This window comes from Microbacterium sp. EB106-03-03-XG65, from assembly GCF_058791955.1.
This window is the reverse complement of the sequence record NZ_JBYTEB010000001.1, coordinates 2,195,277-2,212,403: the sequence shown is the minus strand read 5'-3', so window position 1 is coordinate 2,212,403 and position 17,127 is coordinate 2,195,277. Positions and strand designations below refer to the sequence as shown.

Below are 17,127 nucleotides of genomic sequence, written 5' to 3'. Positions count from 1 at the left end.
ATCAGGCCTCTGTGCGGTGCATCCAGCCCGCACAGAGGCCTGATCGCTACTCTGGAGGGGATGATCATGCTGCCATTCGAAACGAACCCCGACCCCGCGGATTCCCCTCTTCCCGACTGGTGGACCGACGCTGTCACCGTGCTTCGCGACGTGGGCCTGCAAGCGCTCGGCGTCGCCGCGATCATCGTCGGCTGCATCCTGATCGCACTGGTGCTTCGCATCGTCATCCGTCGGATCGTGCATCGAATCGTCGACAGCGCGAAGAACAAGGCGTCGGTCGACGACACGCAGGCGCTCGAACGGTCCCCGCTGGCCGACATGCGGCTCGTGCAGCGAACCCGAACCCTCGGCACGATCCTGCAGAACATCGTCAACGTCATGCTGGTGGTGATCGCGATCGTGTTGGTGGTCAATCATCTGGCCCCGACGCTGCTCGGGTCGCTCACCCTGCTGACCGCGGCGGTCGGTGCAGGCCTCGGCTTCGGCGCTCAGAACATCGTCAAGGATGTCCTGAACGGGATGTTCATCGTGGCAGAAGACCAGATCGGCATCGGTGATGTCGTCGACCTCGGTCTCGCGTCCGGCGTGGTCGAGTACGTCAGCGTGCGCATCACCCAGGTCCGCGACGTGAACGGCACGCTCTGGTACGTGCGCAACGGCGAAGTCCTCCGGATCGGGAACATGTCTCAGGGGTGGGCGCGAGCGATCATCGATATCGGGGTCCCCGTCGACTCCGATCTCCAGAAGGTCGAGCAGATCATGCTCGACACCGCTCAGAGCCTTGCGAAAGACCCCAAGTGGCGCACCCGCATCATCGAGAAACCCGAGTTGTGGGGGCTCGAGTCGGTCGACGGCGACGCTCTCGTCGTGCGCGTCGTGATCAAGGCCCGCGCGAATGCGAAGGACGACGTCGCGCAGGAACTGCGCAGGCGTCTGCGCGCCGCGATGCTCGAGAACGAGATCGCGTTCCCGAGCATGACGACCGTCATCCCGACAGGTCTCGAGGGAGCGCGGCGCGTCCGCGGGGCGAACCCGCCCAGAACCCGCCCGAACGCGGTCACGGGTGTACCCGTGATCCCGGATCGGGGGATCTGGCGGCGCAAGAAGACGAACGACGACGGGAGCACGCAGAAGTGACGTTCTACGAAGAGGTCGGGGGTCGCGAGACCTTTGCGAAGATCGTCTCCGTGTTCTACCGCGAGGTCGCTCTCGATCCGGTGCTGAAGCCTATGTACCCCGAAGAGGATCTGGGCCCCGCCGAGCAACGCCTCCTGATGTTCCTCGAACAGTACTGGGGTGGACCCACGACGTACGGCGAGACCCGTGGACACCCGCGGCTCCGGATGCGGCACATGCCGTTCCATGTCGACCCCGACGCGCGAGACAGGTGGCTGCGGCACATGCGAACGGCCGTGGACGAGGCGCAGTTGTCGCCACTCCACGAATCGACGCTGTGGGACTACCTGGAGCGAGCGGCGTATGCCATGGTGAACACATTCGAGCCGTCCGGCATCGGCCCCGGCGCCGCCGGACGCCCCACCCTCGGCACCCGATCCAGTCAGGAATCAACGGAGAAGCCATGACGAAGACACCCCTGTCCACCGACGTCCTGGTCATCGGATGGGGGCTCTCGGGCCTCGTGGCCGCGAGCGAGGCCCTGGAGGCGGGTCGACGCGTGATCCTGGTCGATCAGGAACCGCGTACGAACCTCGGAGGGCAGGCCTGGTGGTCTTTCGGGGGCCTGTTCTTGATCGATTCCCCGGAACAGCGACGCATGGGCATCAGGGACTCGCACGCGCTCGCCACGCAGGACTGGTTCGGGAATGCCGCGTTCGATCGCCCGGAAGACCACTGGCCCCGACGATGGGCCGAGGCGTACCTCGAGTTCGCGGCCGGCGAGAAGCGCGCGTGGCTCCGCGAACGCGGTGTCGGTTTCTTCCCCGTGGTCGGCTGGGCCGAACGCGGCGGCTACGGCGCGCTAGGGCCGGGCAACTCCGTTCCCCGATTCCACATCACGTGGGGCACGGGACCCGGCGTGGTGGCTCCGTTCATCGCCGCTGTCGAACAGGGAGAGAGGGAGGGCCACCTGATCGTGCTCCCCCGGCACCGCGTCACGCAACTGGTGACCACCGACGGAGCGGTGACCGGAGCGCGCGGCTCGATACTGGCCTCCACCGCGGCCGCACGAGGGGTCGAGACTTCGCGGGAGATCATCGGCGACTTCGAGGTCGCCGCGGGTGCGACGATCGTGAGCTCGGGAGGGATCGGCGGTGATCACGACCTGGTGCGCGCCGCCTGGCCGGAGCGTCTGGGCGCTCCTCCGCAGCACATGCTCGCCGGCGTCCCCGCATACGTCGACGGCTCGATGCACGCCGTGAGTGAGGAGGCGGGTGCGCGGCTCATCAACGGCGACCGCATGTGGCACTACGTCGAAGGGATCACCAATTGGGATCCGGTGTGGCCGTCGCACGGCATCCGCATCCTTCCCGGGCCGTCGTCCCTCTGGCTCGACGCGACGGGCACCCGTCTACCGGTTCCCCTCTTCCCCGGCTTCGACACGCTGGGTACGCTCGCCCACCTGCGTAGAACAGGGCACGACCATTCGTGGTTCGTCACATCTCGTCAGATCGTCGAGAAGGAGTTCGCGCTCTCGGGCAGCGAGCAGAATCCCGACCTCACGGGCAAAGACCTGAGCCTTCTGCTGAAGTCGCGTCTGGCCAAGGGCCCGACCGGCCCTGTGCAGTCCTTCCTCGACGAGGGGGCCGACTTCATCGTCGAGAATGACCTCGAGTCCCTCCTCGAACAGATGCGCCGCCACGAGGGAGGCGACCTCCTCGACATCGATCAGGTGCGTCGAGAGATCATCGCCCGCGATCTCGAGATCGAGAACGACTTCACGAAGGACGCCCAGATCTCGATGCTGCGGTCGATGCGCGCGTACCGCGGTGACAAGCTGATCCGCACGGCGGCGCCGCATCGCCTTCAGGATCCCGCAGCGGGACCCATGATCGCGGTGAAGCTGCATGTTCTGACTCGCAAATCCCTCGGCGGTATCAACACCGATCTCGACGGACGTGCCCTCACGTCTGACGGTGAGGCGATTCCGGGCCTTTTCGCGGCCGGTGAAGCGAGCGGGTTCGGCGGCGGCGGCGTGCACGGATATCGCGCCCTGGAGGGTACGTTCCTCGGTGGGTGCCTGTTCTCGGGCAGGCAGGCCGGGCGCGCAGCGTCGCGCTGACCGTCGCTACCCGATCGCTCCGGTTCCGCGGACGGCGGTGAGTCCCGTCGCGACCGGTCCTCGAGAGAGCACATGGCCCCGACGGAAAGCCAGTCGAGTCCAGCGCCCCGAGACGGTGATCGGCACCTGCTCCTCCCCCGAGATGAACCCGAACGCATCTGCGGCGAACGCCACTCCGCGCGGCAGCCCCGCGAGCTCCGCATCGGGTTCGCCCCAAATGGCTGCGCGCAACGCTCGCACGGCTTCCTCGCCCGACCCGGGAGTTGCTCCTCGCGCGACAGCGCTGATGCCCCATTGCGCGCGTTGAGCGACGACGGATGCCGCCACGCTGCCCGCCGCCTGCCATGAGCCTCGCGGCGGTGCGACGCCGGCCCACGACGGCGAGAGCCCGGTCTCCGGCAGCGTCAGCGCCCGGTCGTCGTCGGTCGCCGACAGCGAGGACACGACGACGTCGCATTCGAGTTCGGGGTCGACATTCACGATGCGCATCGCCAACACCGTCGGCGTCTGGTCGAAGATCCCGTGCGGGGCCAGAGCCGCCGAGGTCAATGCGAGTATGCCGTGGGCGGCCTGGAGGCGTACTCCTTCGTCGGAGATGCGCGCCGAGCGTCCGACGAAGGTCAGTACGTCCTTCGAGGTCTCGGCGTCGGTGAGGAGAAGCTGGTGGGGCACACCCTCTAAACTATCAACGCCGTAGCGACCGCAGTCGCGGGAAGGAAGTCATGACCGCCGACGAACACGCGATACGCACTGTCGCACAGCTTCTGGCAGTGCTCGACCTCGACTCGACGCAGGCCAGGACGACAGAGGACATCTTCACCGGTGTGTCCCATCCGATGCCCTCAGGGCGGATCTACGGCGGTCAGGTCCTCGCGCAGAGCCTGCTGGCAGCAGAACGGACTCTTCCCGAGGACAGGGCTGTGCACTCGATGCACGGGTATTTCCTTCGGCCGGGCGACGCGAGTCAGGGCCTCACGATCGCTGTCGACAGGATCCATGACGGACGCTCGTTCTCGACTCGCCGCTCGCAGGCCTATCAGGGAGGTGTGCCGATCTTCTCCATGATCGCCTCTTTCCAGGACAACGACCCGGGAGTCGAGCACGCCGTGGCGATGCCCGAAGGCGTGCCGTCACCCGAATCGCTGCTTCCCGACGAGCAGCGAGTCGAGGGACTTCCGCCGGGCGCCGCGAGAATGCTCAGCGACCGAGCCGCCGATGTGCGCCACATCGACAGCCCGCTCTTCCTTCCCAGCACCGATGAGCGATTGCCTCATCAGGGTGTCTGGATGCGGATGCGGTCGCCTCTTCCCGACGATCAGCGCATACATCGCGCAGCCCTCGCGTATCTGAGCGACATGACCATTCAGGAATCGATCCTGCGGGCCCATGGGCTGCACTGGTCGCTCGCCGGCCTCAAGGTGGCGAGTCTCGACCACGCCATGTGGTGGCATAGACCTGCACGCGTCGACGAATGGCTGCTCTACATGCAGGAATCGCCGAACGCCCGCGGCGGTCGCGGGCTCGCTCAAGGGCGCATCTTCAGCCGCACCGGCGAGCTGATCGCCTCGGTCGCACAGGAGATCATGGTGCGGGTCCCCACCGAGTCGTGAGCGGGCTCACGCCGTTCAGCGGTGCGCGTACTCGATCGAGGGTCCGATGTACGGCTGCCACGCATCTCGCATTTCCTGCGTGAGCCGGGTCGGGCGTCCTGTGGCGGCGTCTACGAGGACGATGACGGCCGTCGAGCGCGCGTAGACGGCCCGAGGCTCAGCCCCAGGGTCGTTATGCACCTCGTAGCAGACCTCGACGCTCGAGCCGCCGAGCTTGCCGAACCACATCTGGACCTCGAGCGGGCGCCGCTGGTACGGCACAGGAGCCAGGTACTCGATCTCCTGTCGGGCGATCAGCGTCAGGATCCCCTCGTCCAGCCCCGAGTCGAGCACAGCCGTCGATGGAGCCTCCTCACCGGGGCCCGCACGCCAGAACGCGCGCACGCGCGCCTCCTCGAGCAACTTGAGCATCGAGGTGTTGTTGACGTGATTGAACGCATCCAGATCCCCCCAGCGGAGGTGGATCGGGATGTGCAGCCGGGCACCCGGTGACGACTCCGACACGATGACGATCAGTCGCGCGTGAGCTTGCGGTGCGTCGAGCGGTGCGGCTTCGCTGCATCCGCACCCAGGCGCTGGATCTTGTTCTCCTCGTACGCCTCGAAGTTACCCTCGAACCAGTACCACTGGTCGGGCTTCTCGTCCGTGCCCTCGTAGGCGAGGATGTGCGTCGCGATGCGGTCGAGGAACCACCGGTCGTGCGTGATCACCACGGCGCAGCCCGGGAACTCGAGAAGAGCATTCTCGAGCGAGCTCAGAGTCTCGACGTCGAGGTCGTTCGTCGGCTCGTCGAGGAGGAGGAGATTGCCACCCTCTTTGAGCGTGAGCGCGAGGTTCAGGCGGTTCCGCTCTCCACCCGACAGCACGCCGGCCTTCTTCTGCTGGTCCGGACCTTTGAAGCCGAACTTGGAGACATAGGCGCGCGACGGGATTTCGGTCTTGCCCACCGTGATGAAGTCGAGGCCATCGGAGACGACCTCCCACAGCGTCTTGTCGGGATCGATGTTCGAGCGCGACTGGTCGACGTAGCTGATCTTGACGGTCTCGCCGATCTTGAGATCTCCCCCGTCGAGCGGCTCGAGACCGACGATCGTCTTGAAGAGCGTCGTCTTTCCCACGCCGTTCGGACCGATGACGCCGACGATGCCGTTCGGCGGAAGGCTGAAGCTGAGGCCGTCGATGAGCGAACGCCCGTCGAAGCCCTTCTTGAGCTTCTTCGCATCGATGACGATGCTGCCGAGCCGGGGGCCCGCCGGGATCGTGATCTCCTCGAAATCGAGCTTCCTGGTCCGCTCGGCCTCGGTCGCCATCTCCTCGTACCGGGCGAGACGTGCCTTCGACTTCGTCTGACGGCCCTTCGCGCTGGACCGCACCCACTCGAGTTCTTCCTTGAGGCGCTTGGCGAGCTTCGCGTCCTTCTTGCCCTGGATCTCGAGGCGCTCGCCCTTCTTCTCGAGGTACGTCGAGTAGTTGCCCTCGTAGCCGATCAGACGGCCGCGGTCGACCTCGGCGATCCACTCGGCGACGTGGTCGAGGAAGTACCGGTCGTGGGTGATGGCGATGACGGCACCCTTATATGCCTGCAGGTGCTGCTCGAGCCAGAGCACGCTCTCGGCATCGAGGTGGTTGGTGGGCTCGTCGAGCAGAAGAAGATCGGGCTTCTGGAGCAGAAGCTTCGCGAGAGCGACGCGGCGCTTCTCACCGCCCGAGAGTGGCGCGATCGCGGCGTCGCCCGGAGGAGTGCGCAGCGCGTCCATGGCCTGCTCGAGCTGCGAGTCGAGATCCCAGCCGTCGGCGGCGTCGATCTCTTCCTGCAGGGTCCCCATCTCGGCGAGGAGGGAATCGAAGTCCGCGTCCGGGTCGGCCATCAGCATGGAGATCTCGTTGAACCGGTCGACCTTCGCCTTGATGGCGATGCCCTCCTGCACATTCTCGAGCACCGTCTTGGTCTCGTCGAGCTCAGGTTCCTGCATCAGGATTCCGACGGTGAATCCCGGCGTCAGTTTCGCCTCGCCGTTGGAGGGCGTGTCGAGGCCGGCCATGATCTTGAGGATCGTCGACTTACCGGCACCGTTCGGACCGACCATACCGATCTTCGCGCCGGGGAGGAACGACATCGTCACGTCGTCGAGGATGAGCTTGTCGCCCACCGCCTTGCGCGCTCGGACCATCGAGTAGATGTACTCAGCCACCGAAAAAACTCCTTCTGTTGGCGTCGAGGATCGACACTCAAGCCTACCGGCCCTGCGCTCGGCTGCCGCCGTGCGTGGTCACAGCTTCGACCGCCCGAAGGGACTCACCAATCGATGGCGCGCGTCGCACCGACGAGGCAACGGCCTTCCGCGAGCTGCGGCAGCACCGCGGTGACGGGCTCTCCCGTCGAGGGACCGACCTGACCGACAAGACACTCCGCCTCGCCCCATCGGACCGAGAACTGCAGACTCTCGACGGGGTTCCCCACGGTCGTCACATCCTGTGTCACCTGCATCGCTGCGCGGTCGAAGCCGGCGGCGACCAGAGCGTCGACATACGCGCGCCCCGAACCACGGGAGTCCGACGACCACACCTGAGCCGTGACCGCGGTGAAGAGCGGCAGATTGTCGTCGGCGCTGCCGTCGACGACGAGCACGGGGCCCGTTTCCGACGGGGCCGGAGTCTGACTCGCTGCGGGAGACGTCTCTGTCGGAGCGGGGTCCGAGGGTGCCGCAGGTGTGCATGCCGTGAGCCCCGCTACGACCGTGGCAACAGCGGCGGCAGCGATCGTTGAGCGGAGGACGGAGGAGCCCGAGGGTCGAAACACGGGTCGAGTCTACGGGTCGGCCTCCCCCGCCACGCCTTGGGGCCCGCCGGCCCGCGATACGGGATGAGCGCTCAGAGCGCCGCGGTCGCCGAAGCGAAATCGGTGTCGAAGTCGGGAGCGCGGTCGTCCGACGCCGCCCAGGACGTGTCGATCGTCGGCCCGCCATCCGCGTCCGTCGGGCCTTCCTCGGCGCGGTGGTCGCCGTGCTGAGGCATCTGTTCGCGGGTTCTCTCCGTCCCTGCCGTTCGCGGGTTTCGTCGATAGGCGGTCATTCCCCAGCGCAGATCATGGCCGATCGCATCCGCATCGATGTCGACGCTCGTCCCCTGCTTGCCGTTGTTCTCCCACGATCGGATCTTCATCCGGCCGGTGACGATCACGCTGTCGCCGGACCTCAGGGAGGCCTTCGCATTCTCGGCGAGCTGGCGGAACGCGGCGACCGAGTACCAGTTGGTGGTGACGTCGACCCAGGCCTGGGTCGCGTCGTCGAACCGTCGGTGGGTGCTGGCCAAGCGGAAGTTCGTGACGGGGATGCCACTCGCGGTCCGCCCCTGCGTCGGGTCGGTGGCGACGTTGCCGACGATGGTGACTGTGTCGTGCATCTGCTTCTCTCCTCTGTGTGCCGGGGCGGATGCCCGGGTGCACCCAGCCTGCGGGCGCGAGCACGCCGCGGAGCGGCGCGAAGACGCCGGTTGTGAACGGATGCGCGCCCCGGCTGATCTGTGCAGGCGAGGTCGGGCATCGCCTCAGAGGACCGCGCGGCCAATGTCGGTGGTCGCCCATATGTTCGAAGGGAGAGGAGATACCGATGTCCGACACCCTGATCAGTTCCCGTCCCGAGGTCCCCTACGCTGCACCGACACTCACATCGCGGCGAGAGCACCTGACCCGCGCTGCAGCGCACCTCTGGCGTGTGCAGGATTCATCCGGCCGGACTCTCGGCCATCTGCGCGTCCTGAGCGATCCACTCGGCATCAGGTACCGTGCCGAGCGTCTCCACCTCGCGACGGGGTCGTTTCGACTCGTCGGCGACTTCTGGCGAGCTGACGACGCGGTGGCAGCGCTCCGCAACGGCTGAGCGCCAGACGTCGACCCGGCTGGATTCACGGTGCCCCCGGCAGGATTCGAACCTGCGACCAAGAGATTAGAAGGCTCCTGCTCTATCCCCTGAGCTACGGAGGCGGGGAGCTTCTACCGTACCGCGCCAGAGGCCGATGTCCGAGCCGTCGATAGGATGGCCGCATGGTATCTGCGTCAGAGAACGACCGCCTCGTCTGGATCGACTGCGAGATGACGGGGCTCGATCTCTCCGTAGACGAACTCGTGGAGATCGCGGTGGTGATCACGGATTTCGAGCTGCGCCCCGTGGACCCGGGATTCCAGATCGTGATCCGGCCGGGAGACGCCGCCCTCGAGAACATGAATGACTTCGTGACGAAGATGCATGAGAGCTCCGGTCTGATCAACGAGATCCCCGACGGCGTCTCTCTCGACGAAGCGCAGGCGCAGACCCTCGCCTACATCAAGCGGTTCGTGCCGCTCGAGAGAAAGGCGCCCCTCGCGGGGAACACGATCGGCACCGACCGGATGTTCCTCGCGAAGTACATGCCAGACATCGACCAGTGGCTGCACTACCGCAACGTCGATGTGTCGAGCATCAAGGAACTCTCTCGCCGTTGGTACCCACGCGTGTTCTTCCAGGCCCCTGCGAAGGATGGGGGCCACCGTGCGCTGGCAGACATCCTCGAATCGATCCGCGAACTTCGCTATTACCGCGAGGCGGTCTTCGTCGACGAGCCCGGCCCGAGCAGCGACGATGCGCGCGACATCGCGACCCGCACCGTGTCAGAGTTCACTCCGAACATGTAATAGACTTGTCAGGTCGCCAACCCAGGTTGGTACATGGTGGGTATAGCTCAGCTGGTAGAGCGCTGGCTTGTGGTGCCGGATGTCGCGGGTTCGAGTCCCGTTACTCACCCCAGTACGAAGAGGCTCGAGTCCTATGGCTCGGGCCTCTTCTGCGTGTGAGCGCACTCACCATGAGAACCGCCCTTTCCCCGCCCCTATGATTGCGGGGTGTCACTCGCCGTATGGTTCTCTCTCCTGACCGCCTGCGTGGTGATCAGCTTCACTCCGGGCGCGGGCGCCATCAACACCATGTCGAACTCGCTCAGCCAGGGCTGGCGCCGTTCCATCTGGGGAATCGTCGGGCAGCAGCTTGCTCTCATCGTCCATGTGGCGATCGTCGCGGCGGGTCTCGGCCTCATCGTGTCTCAGTCGGAAGTGCTCTTCAACGCGATCCGCTACGCCGGCGCGGCCTATCTCGTGGTCCTCGGGATCAGGTTGATGCTCGCGAAACCCGCCCCGGTGATCGACGACGCCTCTCCGATCGATGCCCATGAGGGCCATTGGTCGATGATCCGGCGAGGCTTCTGGGTGAACCTCCTGAATCCGAAGGCGGTCGTCTTCTTCCTCGCTTTCCTTCCGCAGTTCATCCGCCTGGACCAGCCACAGCTGCCGCAGTACATCACTCTGATCATCACGGTGATCGTGGTCGACGTCGCGGTGATGTGGGGATTCTTCGCGGCGGCGGCGCGTCCTTTCCGGCGGTTCACACGCTCCGCGCGCGGCCAGCGCATCCTGAACTCGGTGTTCGGGTCGCTGTTCATCGCTGTGGCCGCGCTGCTCGTGTTCTTGCACTGACTCCCCGCTCCTCCTCACGGCAATAGGCTGGATGGGATGGAGATGGAATCTGCCCCCTTCGAGGAACTCGTGATCGACGAACTCGACCGCCTGCCCGACGAGATGGTCGACGGCCTCGAGAACGTCGTCTTCGTCGTCGAGGACCGACCGGAGGATGGGAGCCTGGATCTCCTCGGCCTGTACGACGGTTTGGCCTTGACCGAGCGTACGCAATACGGCACCGGCGAACTGCCCGATCGCATCGTCGTCTATCGGGAACCCCACCTGGCGGCGTGCGAAGACGAAGCAGAACTGCGGGACGAGATACACACGACGCTGGTGCACGAGATCGCCCACTTCTACGGCATCGACGATGACCAGCTGCACCGGCTGGGGTGGGCATGACACCGTCGGCGGCACCCGATGTCGCGGAAGTCGTCGAACTCGACGCAGCGCCGATGGAGCCGTGGGAGGTCGTCGTCTGGAACGACCCTGTCAACCTGATGTCGTACGTCGTGAGAGTGTTTCGCACGTACTTCGGATTCTCCGTCGAACGCGCGACACAGCTCATGAGGGCCGTCCATCACGAGGGTCATGCCGTGGTCGCCACGGGACCGCGAGAGACGATGGAGGTGCATGCTCAGGCCATGCACGATTACGGCCTCTGGGCGACTGTGCGGAGGTCCGCGCGATGAGCGAACCGACCGTTCGGATGCGGCTTGCGCGGGTCGAGGGAATCCAGCTTGCTCAACTGGTCGATGACTTCCGCGACCTCATCGGGAGCGACCGTGACGTCAGTGACCCCGCGATCGAACGACTCTCCCCGGCCCCGTACCCCGACGACGTGGAGGAATCACGAGCCTTCCACGAAGCGACGCGTGACGACCTTCTCGACCGACGCGCACTCGACGCCGAGGTGGTTCGCGCGAATCTGAGCAGTCTGCGCGGTGACATGCACGCGATCTCTCCGGCGGATGCAGTGGCAGAGCATGAGCTGAGCATCCCCTATGCAGACGTCGATGCATGGCTCCGTACGCTCACGGCGCTCCGACTGGTGATCGCGGAGCGACTCGGCATCGAGAGCGATGACGACCGCGACCCGGACGATGCCCGGTTCGACGTCTATGACTGGCTCGGCTATCGCCTCGAACTGCTGATCGAGGCAGCGGACGAATTCCTCTGATCTCAGGGAATGTCGATCACCCGGGTTGCGAGGGAGCGCGGATCATCGCGATCGATATGGGCCTGCTCCTGGTGAGCCCACCGAGCCCAATGCGGTCGATACGTCTCTCCGTCACGCGTCAATGCGCGCGGCTTGCGGCGGCTCTCCGGCGACTCCAGCCACACTCGCACGTCGGCGAGCATCGCGGTCGCGGGCGTGAGTATCCCGCTCCCCTCGATCAGGACGCTGAGCGACGGATCTATGGCATGGCTCTCGGCCTCCGAGCCGAGATCCCAGTCCCAGCGGCGCCACTCGCCCATATAGCCGCGACCATGGGGACGGAGGATGCCGTCGAGGGCACGCTCGACCCCGTCATCGAGGCCATCCCAGCCCGGGTAGATCGAATCCAACGCCACGAGCTGCACTCGTCCGGCGATCGGCCATCGGTCGATCAGCATGCGCGCGAGAGTCGTCTTGCCTGCACCGCTGCGCCCGTCGATCAGGACGACCGGATTGGCAGCCGCGAGAGCGTGGATGTCGTCGACGATCAGCGTCGCAGCATGCCGCAGCGCCGTCGCGACAGGATCGTCACTTCTTGAGGGCACGGATGATGCGCGAGAGTGCACGTCCGGTCACCCAGACGAAGGGTACAGCGACCACGAGCAGAGTGATGATGTTCGGCTCGAAGCGAAGACCCTCCTCACGACGCACATAGACGCCCACCGGGATGGAGACTCCTCCGCCCCCGCCGCCTTCCGCGCCCTCTCCGCTTCCCCCGCCGAAGCCGGAGTACGTGAGGGCGACCGGCGTGATGCTCACGCCGTCGACGTCCTGGGGCTCGCCGTACGCGCTCTTCACGCCGAAGGTGGATGCCTGCTTACCGAGTTCAAGTGCAATGTTGGGCATGGCTCCACGCTAGTCCAGTACGCAGAGCGCGGAAGGGTCAATCGATGCCGTGCGCCTTCGGATGGCGGGCTGCCCCTCTCCCGTCGTCCCTGCCGATGTGCCTGGCACGAGTGATCGTCGCCGAGCCGAATCGGGCGACCGCGTCATCGACGGCACCCTCGACCCGACGCCAATCCTCATCGTCGTCCCACAGCCCGAAGCCACCTCCTCCGGCAGGACGCAGTTTCTCGGCGCGCACGCCGACGAGTCGCACGGGATCGCGACGCTCGATCTGATCGAACAGCGCCTGGGCCGCTTCGCCGATGCGCTGCCCCACCGCCGTCGGTTCGGGAAGCGTCTGCGAGCGGCTGATGGTGCGGAAGTCATCGAATCTGATCTTGATCGCGACGGTCGAGGTCTCCCACCCCGCTCTTCGCAGGCGCGCCGCAACCCGGTCCGCCAAACGCAGGAGTTCCGCACGCACGAACGAGCGGTCGGAGACGTCAGTGTCGAACGTCTCCTCATGCCCGACGCTCTTCTCCACCCGCTCGGTCTCGACGGTGCGCGGGTCCTCCCCCCGAGCGAGCTCCGACAGCCGTGCGCTCAGAGCCGGGCCCACGGCGCGGTCGAGCATCGCCTGAGACGTGGAGCGGATGTCACGCACCGTGCGGATGCCGCGCCCCTCCAAAGCCTCGGCGGTCTTCGGCCCGACGCCCCACATGGCCCTCACCGGGCGGGGATCGAGGAACTCCTGCGTATCGGACGCGGCGACGACGAGCATCCCGTCGGGTTTCGAGATCGTCGAGGCCATCTTCGCCACATGCTTGGTGGCGGCGACGCCGACGCTGCACGTGATGCCGACCTCCTCTCGCACTCGCTCGCGTACGAGATGAGCGATCTTCGCGGGGCTGCCCCAGAGCCGGCGCACACCGCGAACGTCGAGGAACGCCTCATCGACGGACAGCGGCTCGACGAGAGGGGTTATCGACTCGAAGATCGACATGACCTGACGCGACACCTCCTGATAGCGATGGAAGTGCGGCATCACGATGGTGGCGCTCGGGCACAGACGGAGCGCCTGCGACACCGGCATCGCGGCGCGGACCCCGTATCGGCGGGCCTCATATGACGCGCTCGACACCACCGAGCGGCTCTCGGGCGCACCGATGATCAGCGGAAGGCCGCGCAGGCTCGGATCGTCGAGCACTTCGACGGCCGCGTAGAACGCATCCATGTCGACATGAAGGATGCTCGTCCCCGTGTCGTCGGCATCGGCAGACGACACGAGGCGCCCTCTACCGTCACCGTGCCCCATGAGACCATTCTCCCCCGGACCTCCGACATGAGGCCCGGGGGATCCGGTTACTGCGCAGCGCGCTCGAGCACGAGTTCGCGAACTCGGGCGGCGTCGGCCTGCCCCCTCATCGCCTTCATCACGGCACCGATCACCGCGCCGGCGGCCTGCACCTTGCCGTCCCTGATCTTGGCGAGCACGTCGGGCTGAGCCGCAAGCGCCTCGTCGATGGCGGCGATCAGCGCGCCGTCGTCCGAGACGACCGCGAGTCCACGGCCGTCGACGACCTCCTGAGGGGTGCCCTCACCGGCGATGACTCCCTCGAGCACCTGACGGGCCAGCTTGTCCGTGAGCGTTCCCGCGTCGACGAGCTTCTGCAGGGCGGCGACGTTCTCGGGCGACACCAGCTCGGTGACATCCTTCTCCTGCGAATTGGCGAGTCGAGTGATCTCACCCGTCCACCACTTTCGCGCTGTGGCGGGAGTCGCGCCTGCAGCGATGGTCGCCTCCACAACCTCCGTCAGGCCCCCGTTGCGCACATCCTGGAACTCGAGGTCCGTGAATCCCCACTCCGCCATCAGGCGTCGACGGCGAGCGACGGGCTGTTCCGGAAGCTGGGCTCGGAGCGACTCGATCAGTTCTGCGGCGGGCTCCACCGGCACCAGGTCCGGCTCCGGGAAGTAGCGGTAGTCATCGGCATCCGACTTCGGACGACCGGGGGACGTGGTGCCGGTGTCTTCGTGCCAGTGCCGCGTCTCCTGCGTGATCGTGCCACCGTCGGCGAGGATCTGCGCCTGACGCTGGATCTCATAACGCACGGCGCGCTCGACAGAGCGCATCGAGTTGACGTTCTTGGTCTCGGTGCGCGTTCCGAGCTTCTCCTGACCGCGAGGGCGCAGCGACACGTTCGCATCGCAGCGCAGGTTGCCGCGCTCGAGGCGAGCCTCGGAGATCCCGAGGCTGCGCACGATGTCACGGATGGTCGCGACGTATGCCTTGGCCACCTCGGGGGCGCGGTGCTCGGTGCCGAAGATCGTCTTGGTCACGATCTCGACGAGCGGCACTCCCGCGCGGTTGTAATCGACGAGCGAGTACTCCGCACCCTGGATGCGTCCGGTCGCGCCACCCATGTGGGTGAGCTTGCCCGCGTCCTCTTCCATATGAGCACGCTCGATGGGGATCTGGACGATCGTGCCGTCCTCGAGCTCCACCTCGACCGAGCCCTCGAAGGCGATCGGCTCGTCGTACTGCGAGATCTGATAGTTCTTGCCGAGATCCGGGTAGAAGTAGTTCTTGCGCGCGAAACGACTCGACGGCGCGATCGAGCACCCCAGCGCGAGACCGAGGCTGATCGACGAGCGGATCGCGGTCTCGTTGACGACCGGCAGCGAACCGGGCAGTCCGAGATCCACGGGCGCGATCAGAGTGTTCGGCTCAGCGGCGTGGTAGAGCTCGTTCGCGGGGTTCGGCGCGTCGGAGAACATCTTCGTGTTCGTGTTGAGCTCGACGTGCACCTCGAACCCGAGCACGGGCTCGAACAGCTCGAGAGCCTTGTCGAAGTCCATGAGCTTGGCGGTGGCCATCAGCGGGTCCCTCCTGCGAGCTGGGGTGCACGCGTGAGGAGAGGTGCTCCCCACGAATCGACGAGCAGCGTCTCGACAGCGGCGCCGACCTTGTAGAGTCGCGCGTCCTCTCTCGCCGGTGCGATGAACTGGATGCCGACGGGCAGTCCGTCTTCCGACGCGAGCCCGCTCGGAACCGAGATGCCGGGAACTCCCGCGAGGTTGACGGGGATGGTCGTGATGTCGTTCAGGTACATCTGCAGCGGATCGTCGATCTTCTCGCCGATCTTGAACGCGGTGGTCGGGGCCGAGGGCGTCGCGATGACGTCGACCTCGGCGAAGGCATTCGCGAAGTCCTGCTGAATGAGCGTGCGCACCTTCTGTGCACTGCCGTAGTACGCGTCGTAGTACCCGGCCGAGAGCGCGTAGGTGCCGAGGATGATGCGGCGCTTCACCTCGTCGCCGAATCCGGCGTCGCGCGTCGCGGACATGACGTCCTCGACGGTGGGCGTGCCGTTCGGCGTGACGCGGAGTCCGAACCGCACGGAGTCGAACTTCGCGAGGTTGCTCGATGCCTCCGCAGGCAGGATCAGGTAGTACGCGGCGACTCCGTACTCGAAGTGAGGGGCGCCGATCTCGACGATCTCCGCGCCCTGCGCCTCCATCAGCGCGAGTGCACTCCGGAACGACTCCGCCACGCCGGGCTGGAACCCGCTGTCGGGCAGTTCGCGGATGACGCCGACCTTGAGGCCCTTGAGCACGTCTCCGCGGGTGCCCTCGCGAGCGGCCTCCGCGAACGACGGCCACTCGTCACGCAGCGATGTGGAGTCCTTGGGATCGTGTCCGCCGATCGCGTCGTGCAGGAGACCTGCATCGAGCACCGTGCGAGTCACGGGACCGACCTGGTCGAGGCTCGAGGCGAGTGCGATCGCGCCGTAGCGGCTGACACCGCCGTAGGTCGGCTTCACGCCCACCGTTCCGGTCACATGGGCAGGCTGACGGATCGAACCTCCGGTGTCGGAGCCGAGGGCGAGCGGGGCCTCGAACGCGGCGACCGCCGCGGCCGAGCCGCCCCCGGACCCGCCGGGGATCCGGTCGAGGTCCCACGGGTTGCGGGTCGGACCGTAGGCGGAGTGCTCAGTGGAAGAGCCCATCGCGAACTCGTCCATGTTGGTCTTGCCCAGCGGGATCAGGCCCGCGGCGCGCGAGCGTGCGACGACCGTGGCGTCGTACGGCGAGCGGTAGCCCTCGAGGATTCGTGAACCACTCGTGGTCGGCTGATCGGTCGTGACGAGCACATCTTTGATCGCCAGCGGCACACCGGCGATCGGTCCGAGCTCCTCGCCCGCCGCGCGTCGGGCGTCGACGGCCGCCGCGGCATCGAGCGCGCCGTCGTTGACGTGCAGGAAGGCATGCACGTCGCCGTCTACGGCGGCAATGCGGTCGAGATGCGCACGAGTCGCCTCGACGCTCGAGATCTCGCGGCTGGCGAGTTTGTCCGCAAGCTCTGCCGCGGTCATGCGGATGATGTCGCTCACTGCTCTTCTCCCAGGATCGCGGTGACGCGGAACCGGCCGTCAGCCTGGTCCGGCGCATTCTGGAGCACCTGCTCATGCGTGAGGGGCTCACCCACCACATCGGGGCGATAGACGTTGCTCAGCGGTATCGGATGACTCGTCGCGGCGACGTCAGGGCTTGCGACCTCCGACACCTTCGCGATGTTGTCGACGATGGCATCGAGCTGCCCCGTGAGTCGGGTCACCTCATCGTCGTTGAGCTGGATGCGCGCGAGCACGCCGAGATGGCGCACAAGATCAGGGGTGATTTCAGACACGCTCCAAGTCTAGTTCCCGCGCTCGCCGAGTCCCTGCGGTCCGGTGTCGCCCGCCTATGC

Annotated in this window: 21 protein-coding genes and 2 tRNA genes; 11 read left to right on the top strand and 12 right to left on the bottom strand. The window is 66.3% G+C overall.

Annotated features, from left to right (window positions below; genetic code table 11):
• Nucleotides 1–66 precede the first annotated feature (66 nt).
• Genes AC3WS6_RS10415 through AC3WS6_RS10405 form a run of 3 tightly spaced genes read left to right on the top strand, consistent with a single transcriptional unit; the run spans nucleotide 67 to nucleotide 3,238 of the window.
• On the top strand, nucleotides 67–1,137 hold the full coding sequence (locus AC3WS6_RS10415) for a mechanosensitive ion channel family protein (protein ID WP_492500947.1): 1,071 nt from the start codon (nucleotides 67–69) through the stop codon (nucleotides 1,135–1,137).
• The gene (locus AC3WS6_RS10410; RefSeq protein WP_492500946.1) at nucleotides 1,134–1,583 is read left to right on the top strand and encodes a globin; all 450 of its coding nucleotides are present in this window, start codon (nucleotides 1,134–1,136) and stop codon (nucleotides 1,581–1,583) included. Before AC3WS6_RS10415 ends, AC3WS6_RS10410 begins: the two co-directional genes overlap by 4 nt.
• Nucleotides 1,580–3,238: an FAD-binding dehydrogenase gene (locus AC3WS6_RS10405; RefSeq protein ID WP_492500945.1), complete on the top strand. Its 1,659-nt coding sequence runs from the start codon at nucleotides 1,580–1,582 to the stop codon at nucleotides 3,236–3,238. Before AC3WS6_RS10410 ends, AC3WS6_RS10405 begins: the two co-directional genes overlap by 4 nt.
• A 6-nt stretch (nucleotides 3,239–3,244) precedes the next feature.
• On the opposite strand, the gene AC3WS6_RS10400 is transcribed toward AC3WS6_RS10405, so the two are convergent.
• Nucleotides 3,245–3,910 carry a DUF8185 domain-containing protein gene (locus AC3WS6_RS10400; protein ID WP_492500944.1) on the bottom strand — a complete coding sequence of 222 codons (666 nt, stop codon included), beginning with the start codon at nucleotides 3,908–3,910 and terminating at the stop codon, nucleotides 3,245–3,247.
• 50 nt (nucleotides 3,911–3,960) lie between these two features.
• Here AC3WS6_RS10400 and AC3WS6_RS10395 point away from each other — a divergent pair, with 50 nt between their 5' ends.
• Complete coding sequence (locus AC3WS6_RS10395; RefSeq protein WP_492500943.1) at nucleotides 3,961–4,848, top strand: acyl-CoA thioesterase; 888 nt, start codon at nucleotides 3,961–3,963, stop codon at nucleotides 4,846–4,848.
• 15 nt (nucleotides 4,849–4,863) lie between these two features.
• On the opposite strand, the gene AC3WS6_RS10390 is transcribed toward AC3WS6_RS10395, so the two are convergent.
• The 4 genes from AC3WS6_RS10390 to AC3WS6_RS10375 form a co-directional block, all read right to left on the bottom strand.
• Complete coding sequence (locus AC3WS6_RS10390) at nucleotides 4,864–5,352, bottom strand: acyl-CoA thioesterase (protein WP_492500942.1); 489 nt, start codon at nucleotides 5,350–5,352, stop codon at nucleotides 4,864–4,866.
• A gap of 8 nt (nucleotides 5,353–5,360) precedes the next feature.
• Nucleotides 5,361–7,040: an energy-dependent translational throttle protein EttA gene (ettA, locus tag AC3WS6_RS10385; protein WP_492500941.1), complete on the bottom strand. Its 1,680-nt coding sequence runs from the start codon at nucleotides 7,038–7,040 to the stop codon at nucleotides 5,361–5,363.
• 104 nt (nucleotides 7,041–7,144) lie between these two features.
• Nucleotides 7,145–7,477 (bottom strand): DUF6993 domain-containing protein, encoded by a 333-nt coding sequence (locus tag AC3WS6_RS10380; protein WP_492500940.1) that lies wholly within the window; start codon nucleotides 7,475–7,477, stop codon nucleotides 7,145–7,147.
• A 242-nt stretch (nucleotides 7,478–7,719) separates the two neighbouring features.
• A complete protein-coding gene (locus tag AC3WS6_RS10375) occupies nucleotides 7,720–8,250 on the bottom strand; it encodes a single-stranded DNA-binding protein (protein ID WP_492500939.1) in 531 nt (176 codons plus the stop codon).
• A gap of 206 nt (nucleotides 8,251–8,456) precedes the next feature.
• On the opposite strand from AC3WS6_RS10375, the gene AC3WS6_RS10370 reads away from it, so the two are divergent.
• A complete protein-coding gene (locus AC3WS6_RS10370) occupies nucleotides 8,457–8,726 on the top strand; it encodes a hypothetical protein (protein ID WP_492500938.1) in 270 nt (89 codons plus the stop codon).
• Between the two features lie 31 nt (nucleotides 8,727–8,757).
• Here the strand turns inward: AC3WS6_RS10370 and AC3WS6_RS10365 are convergent.
• Nucleotides 8,758–8,830: transfer RNA gene (locus tag AC3WS6_RS10365), tRNA-Arg, on the bottom strand.
• Between the two features lie 60 nt (nucleotides 8,831–8,890).
• Here AC3WS6_RS10365 and orn point away from each other — a divergent pair.
• The 6 genes from orn to AC3WS6_RS10335 all read left to right on the top strand — a co-directional run bounded on the left by orn (nucleotide 8,891) and on the right by AC3WS6_RS10335 (nucleotide 11,513).
• Nucleotides 8,891–9,517 (top strand): oligoribonuclease, encoded by a 627-nt coding sequence (gene orn, locus AC3WS6_RS10360; protein WP_492500937.1) that lies wholly within the window; start codon nucleotides 8,891–8,893, stop codon nucleotides 9,515–9,517.
• 36 nt (nucleotides 9,518–9,553) lie between these two features.
• Nucleotides 9,554–9,629: transfer RNA gene (locus AC3WS6_RS10355), tRNA-His, on the top strand.
• Nucleotides 9,630–9,724: 95 nt separating this feature from the next.
• A complete protein-coding gene (locus AC3WS6_RS10350; protein WP_492500936.1) occupies nucleotides 9,725–10,351 on the top strand; it encodes a LysE family transporter in 627 nt (208 codons plus the stop codon).
• 36 nt (nucleotides 10,352–10,387) lie between these two features.
• On the top strand, nucleotides 10,388–10,735 hold the full coding sequence (locus tag AC3WS6_RS10345) for a metallopeptidase family protein (RefSeq protein ID WP_492500935.1): 348 nt from the start codon (nucleotides 10,388–10,390) through the stop codon (nucleotides 10,733–10,735).
• Complete coding sequence (clpS, locus tag AC3WS6_RS10340) at nucleotides 10,732–11,025, top strand: ATP-dependent Clp protease adapter ClpS (RefSeq protein ID WP_492500934.1); 294 nt, start codon at nucleotides 10,732–10,734, stop codon at nucleotides 11,023–11,025. Before AC3WS6_RS10345 ends, clpS begins: the two co-directional genes overlap by 4 nt.
• Nucleotides 11,022–11,513 (top strand): DUF2017 family protein, encoded by a 492-nt coding sequence (locus AC3WS6_RS10335; protein WP_492500933.1) that lies wholly within the window; start codon nucleotides 11,022–11,024, stop codon nucleotides 11,511–11,513. Before clpS ends, AC3WS6_RS10335 begins: the two co-directional genes overlap by 4 nt.
• 2 nt (nucleotides 11,514–11,515) lie before the next feature.
• On the opposite strand, the gene AC3WS6_RS10330 is transcribed toward AC3WS6_RS10335, so the two are convergent.
• The 6 genes from AC3WS6_RS10330 to gatC are packed head-to-tail and all read right to left on the bottom strand — an operon-like array spanning nucleotide 11,516 to nucleotide 17,067.
• Nucleotides 11,516–12,097, bottom strand: coding sequence for a nucleoside/nucleotide kinase family protein (locus tag AC3WS6_RS10330; RefSeq protein ID WP_492500932.1), 582 nt, complete (start codon nucleotides 12,095–12,097; stop codon nucleotides 11,516–11,518).
• Nucleotides 12,081–12,398 (bottom strand): hypothetical protein, encoded by a 318-nt coding sequence (locus tag AC3WS6_RS10325; RefSeq protein WP_492500931.1) that lies wholly within the window; start codon nucleotides 12,396–12,398, stop codon nucleotides 12,081–12,083. Before AC3WS6_RS10325 ends, AC3WS6_RS10330 begins: the two co-directional genes overlap by 17 nt.
• A 37-nt stretch (nucleotides 12,399–12,435) precedes the next feature.
• Nucleotides 12,436–13,692, bottom strand: a complete 1,257-nt coding sequence (dinB, locus tag AC3WS6_RS10320; RefSeq protein WP_492500930.1) for a DNA polymerase IV — start codon at nucleotides 13,690–13,692, stop codon at nucleotides 12,436–12,438.
• Between the two features lie 47 nt (nucleotides 13,693–13,739).
• A complete protein-coding gene (gene gatB / locus AC3WS6_RS10315) occupies nucleotides 13,740–15,254 on the bottom strand; it encodes an Asp-tRNA(Asn)/Glu-tRNA(Gln) amidotransferase subunit GatB (protein WP_492500929.1) in 1,515 nt (504 codons plus the stop codon).
• Complete coding sequence (gene gatA, locus AC3WS6_RS10310; protein ID WP_492500928.1) at nucleotides 15,254–16,771, bottom strand: Asp-tRNA(Asn)/Glu-tRNA(Gln) amidotransferase subunit GatA; 1,518 nt, start codon at nucleotides 16,769–16,771, stop codon at nucleotides 15,254–15,256. The genes gatB and gatA overlap by 1 nt, the downstream gene beginning before the upstream one ends.
• Nucleotides 16,768–17,067, bottom strand: coding sequence for an Asp-tRNA(Asn)/Glu-tRNA(Gln) amidotransferase subunit GatC (gene gatC / locus AC3WS6_RS10305; protein WP_201469672.1), 300 nt, complete (start codon nucleotides 17,065–17,067; stop codon nucleotides 16,768–16,770). Before gatC ends, gatA begins: the two co-directional genes overlap by 4 nt.
• Between the last annotated feature and the right edge of the window lie 60 nt (nucleotides 17,068–17,127).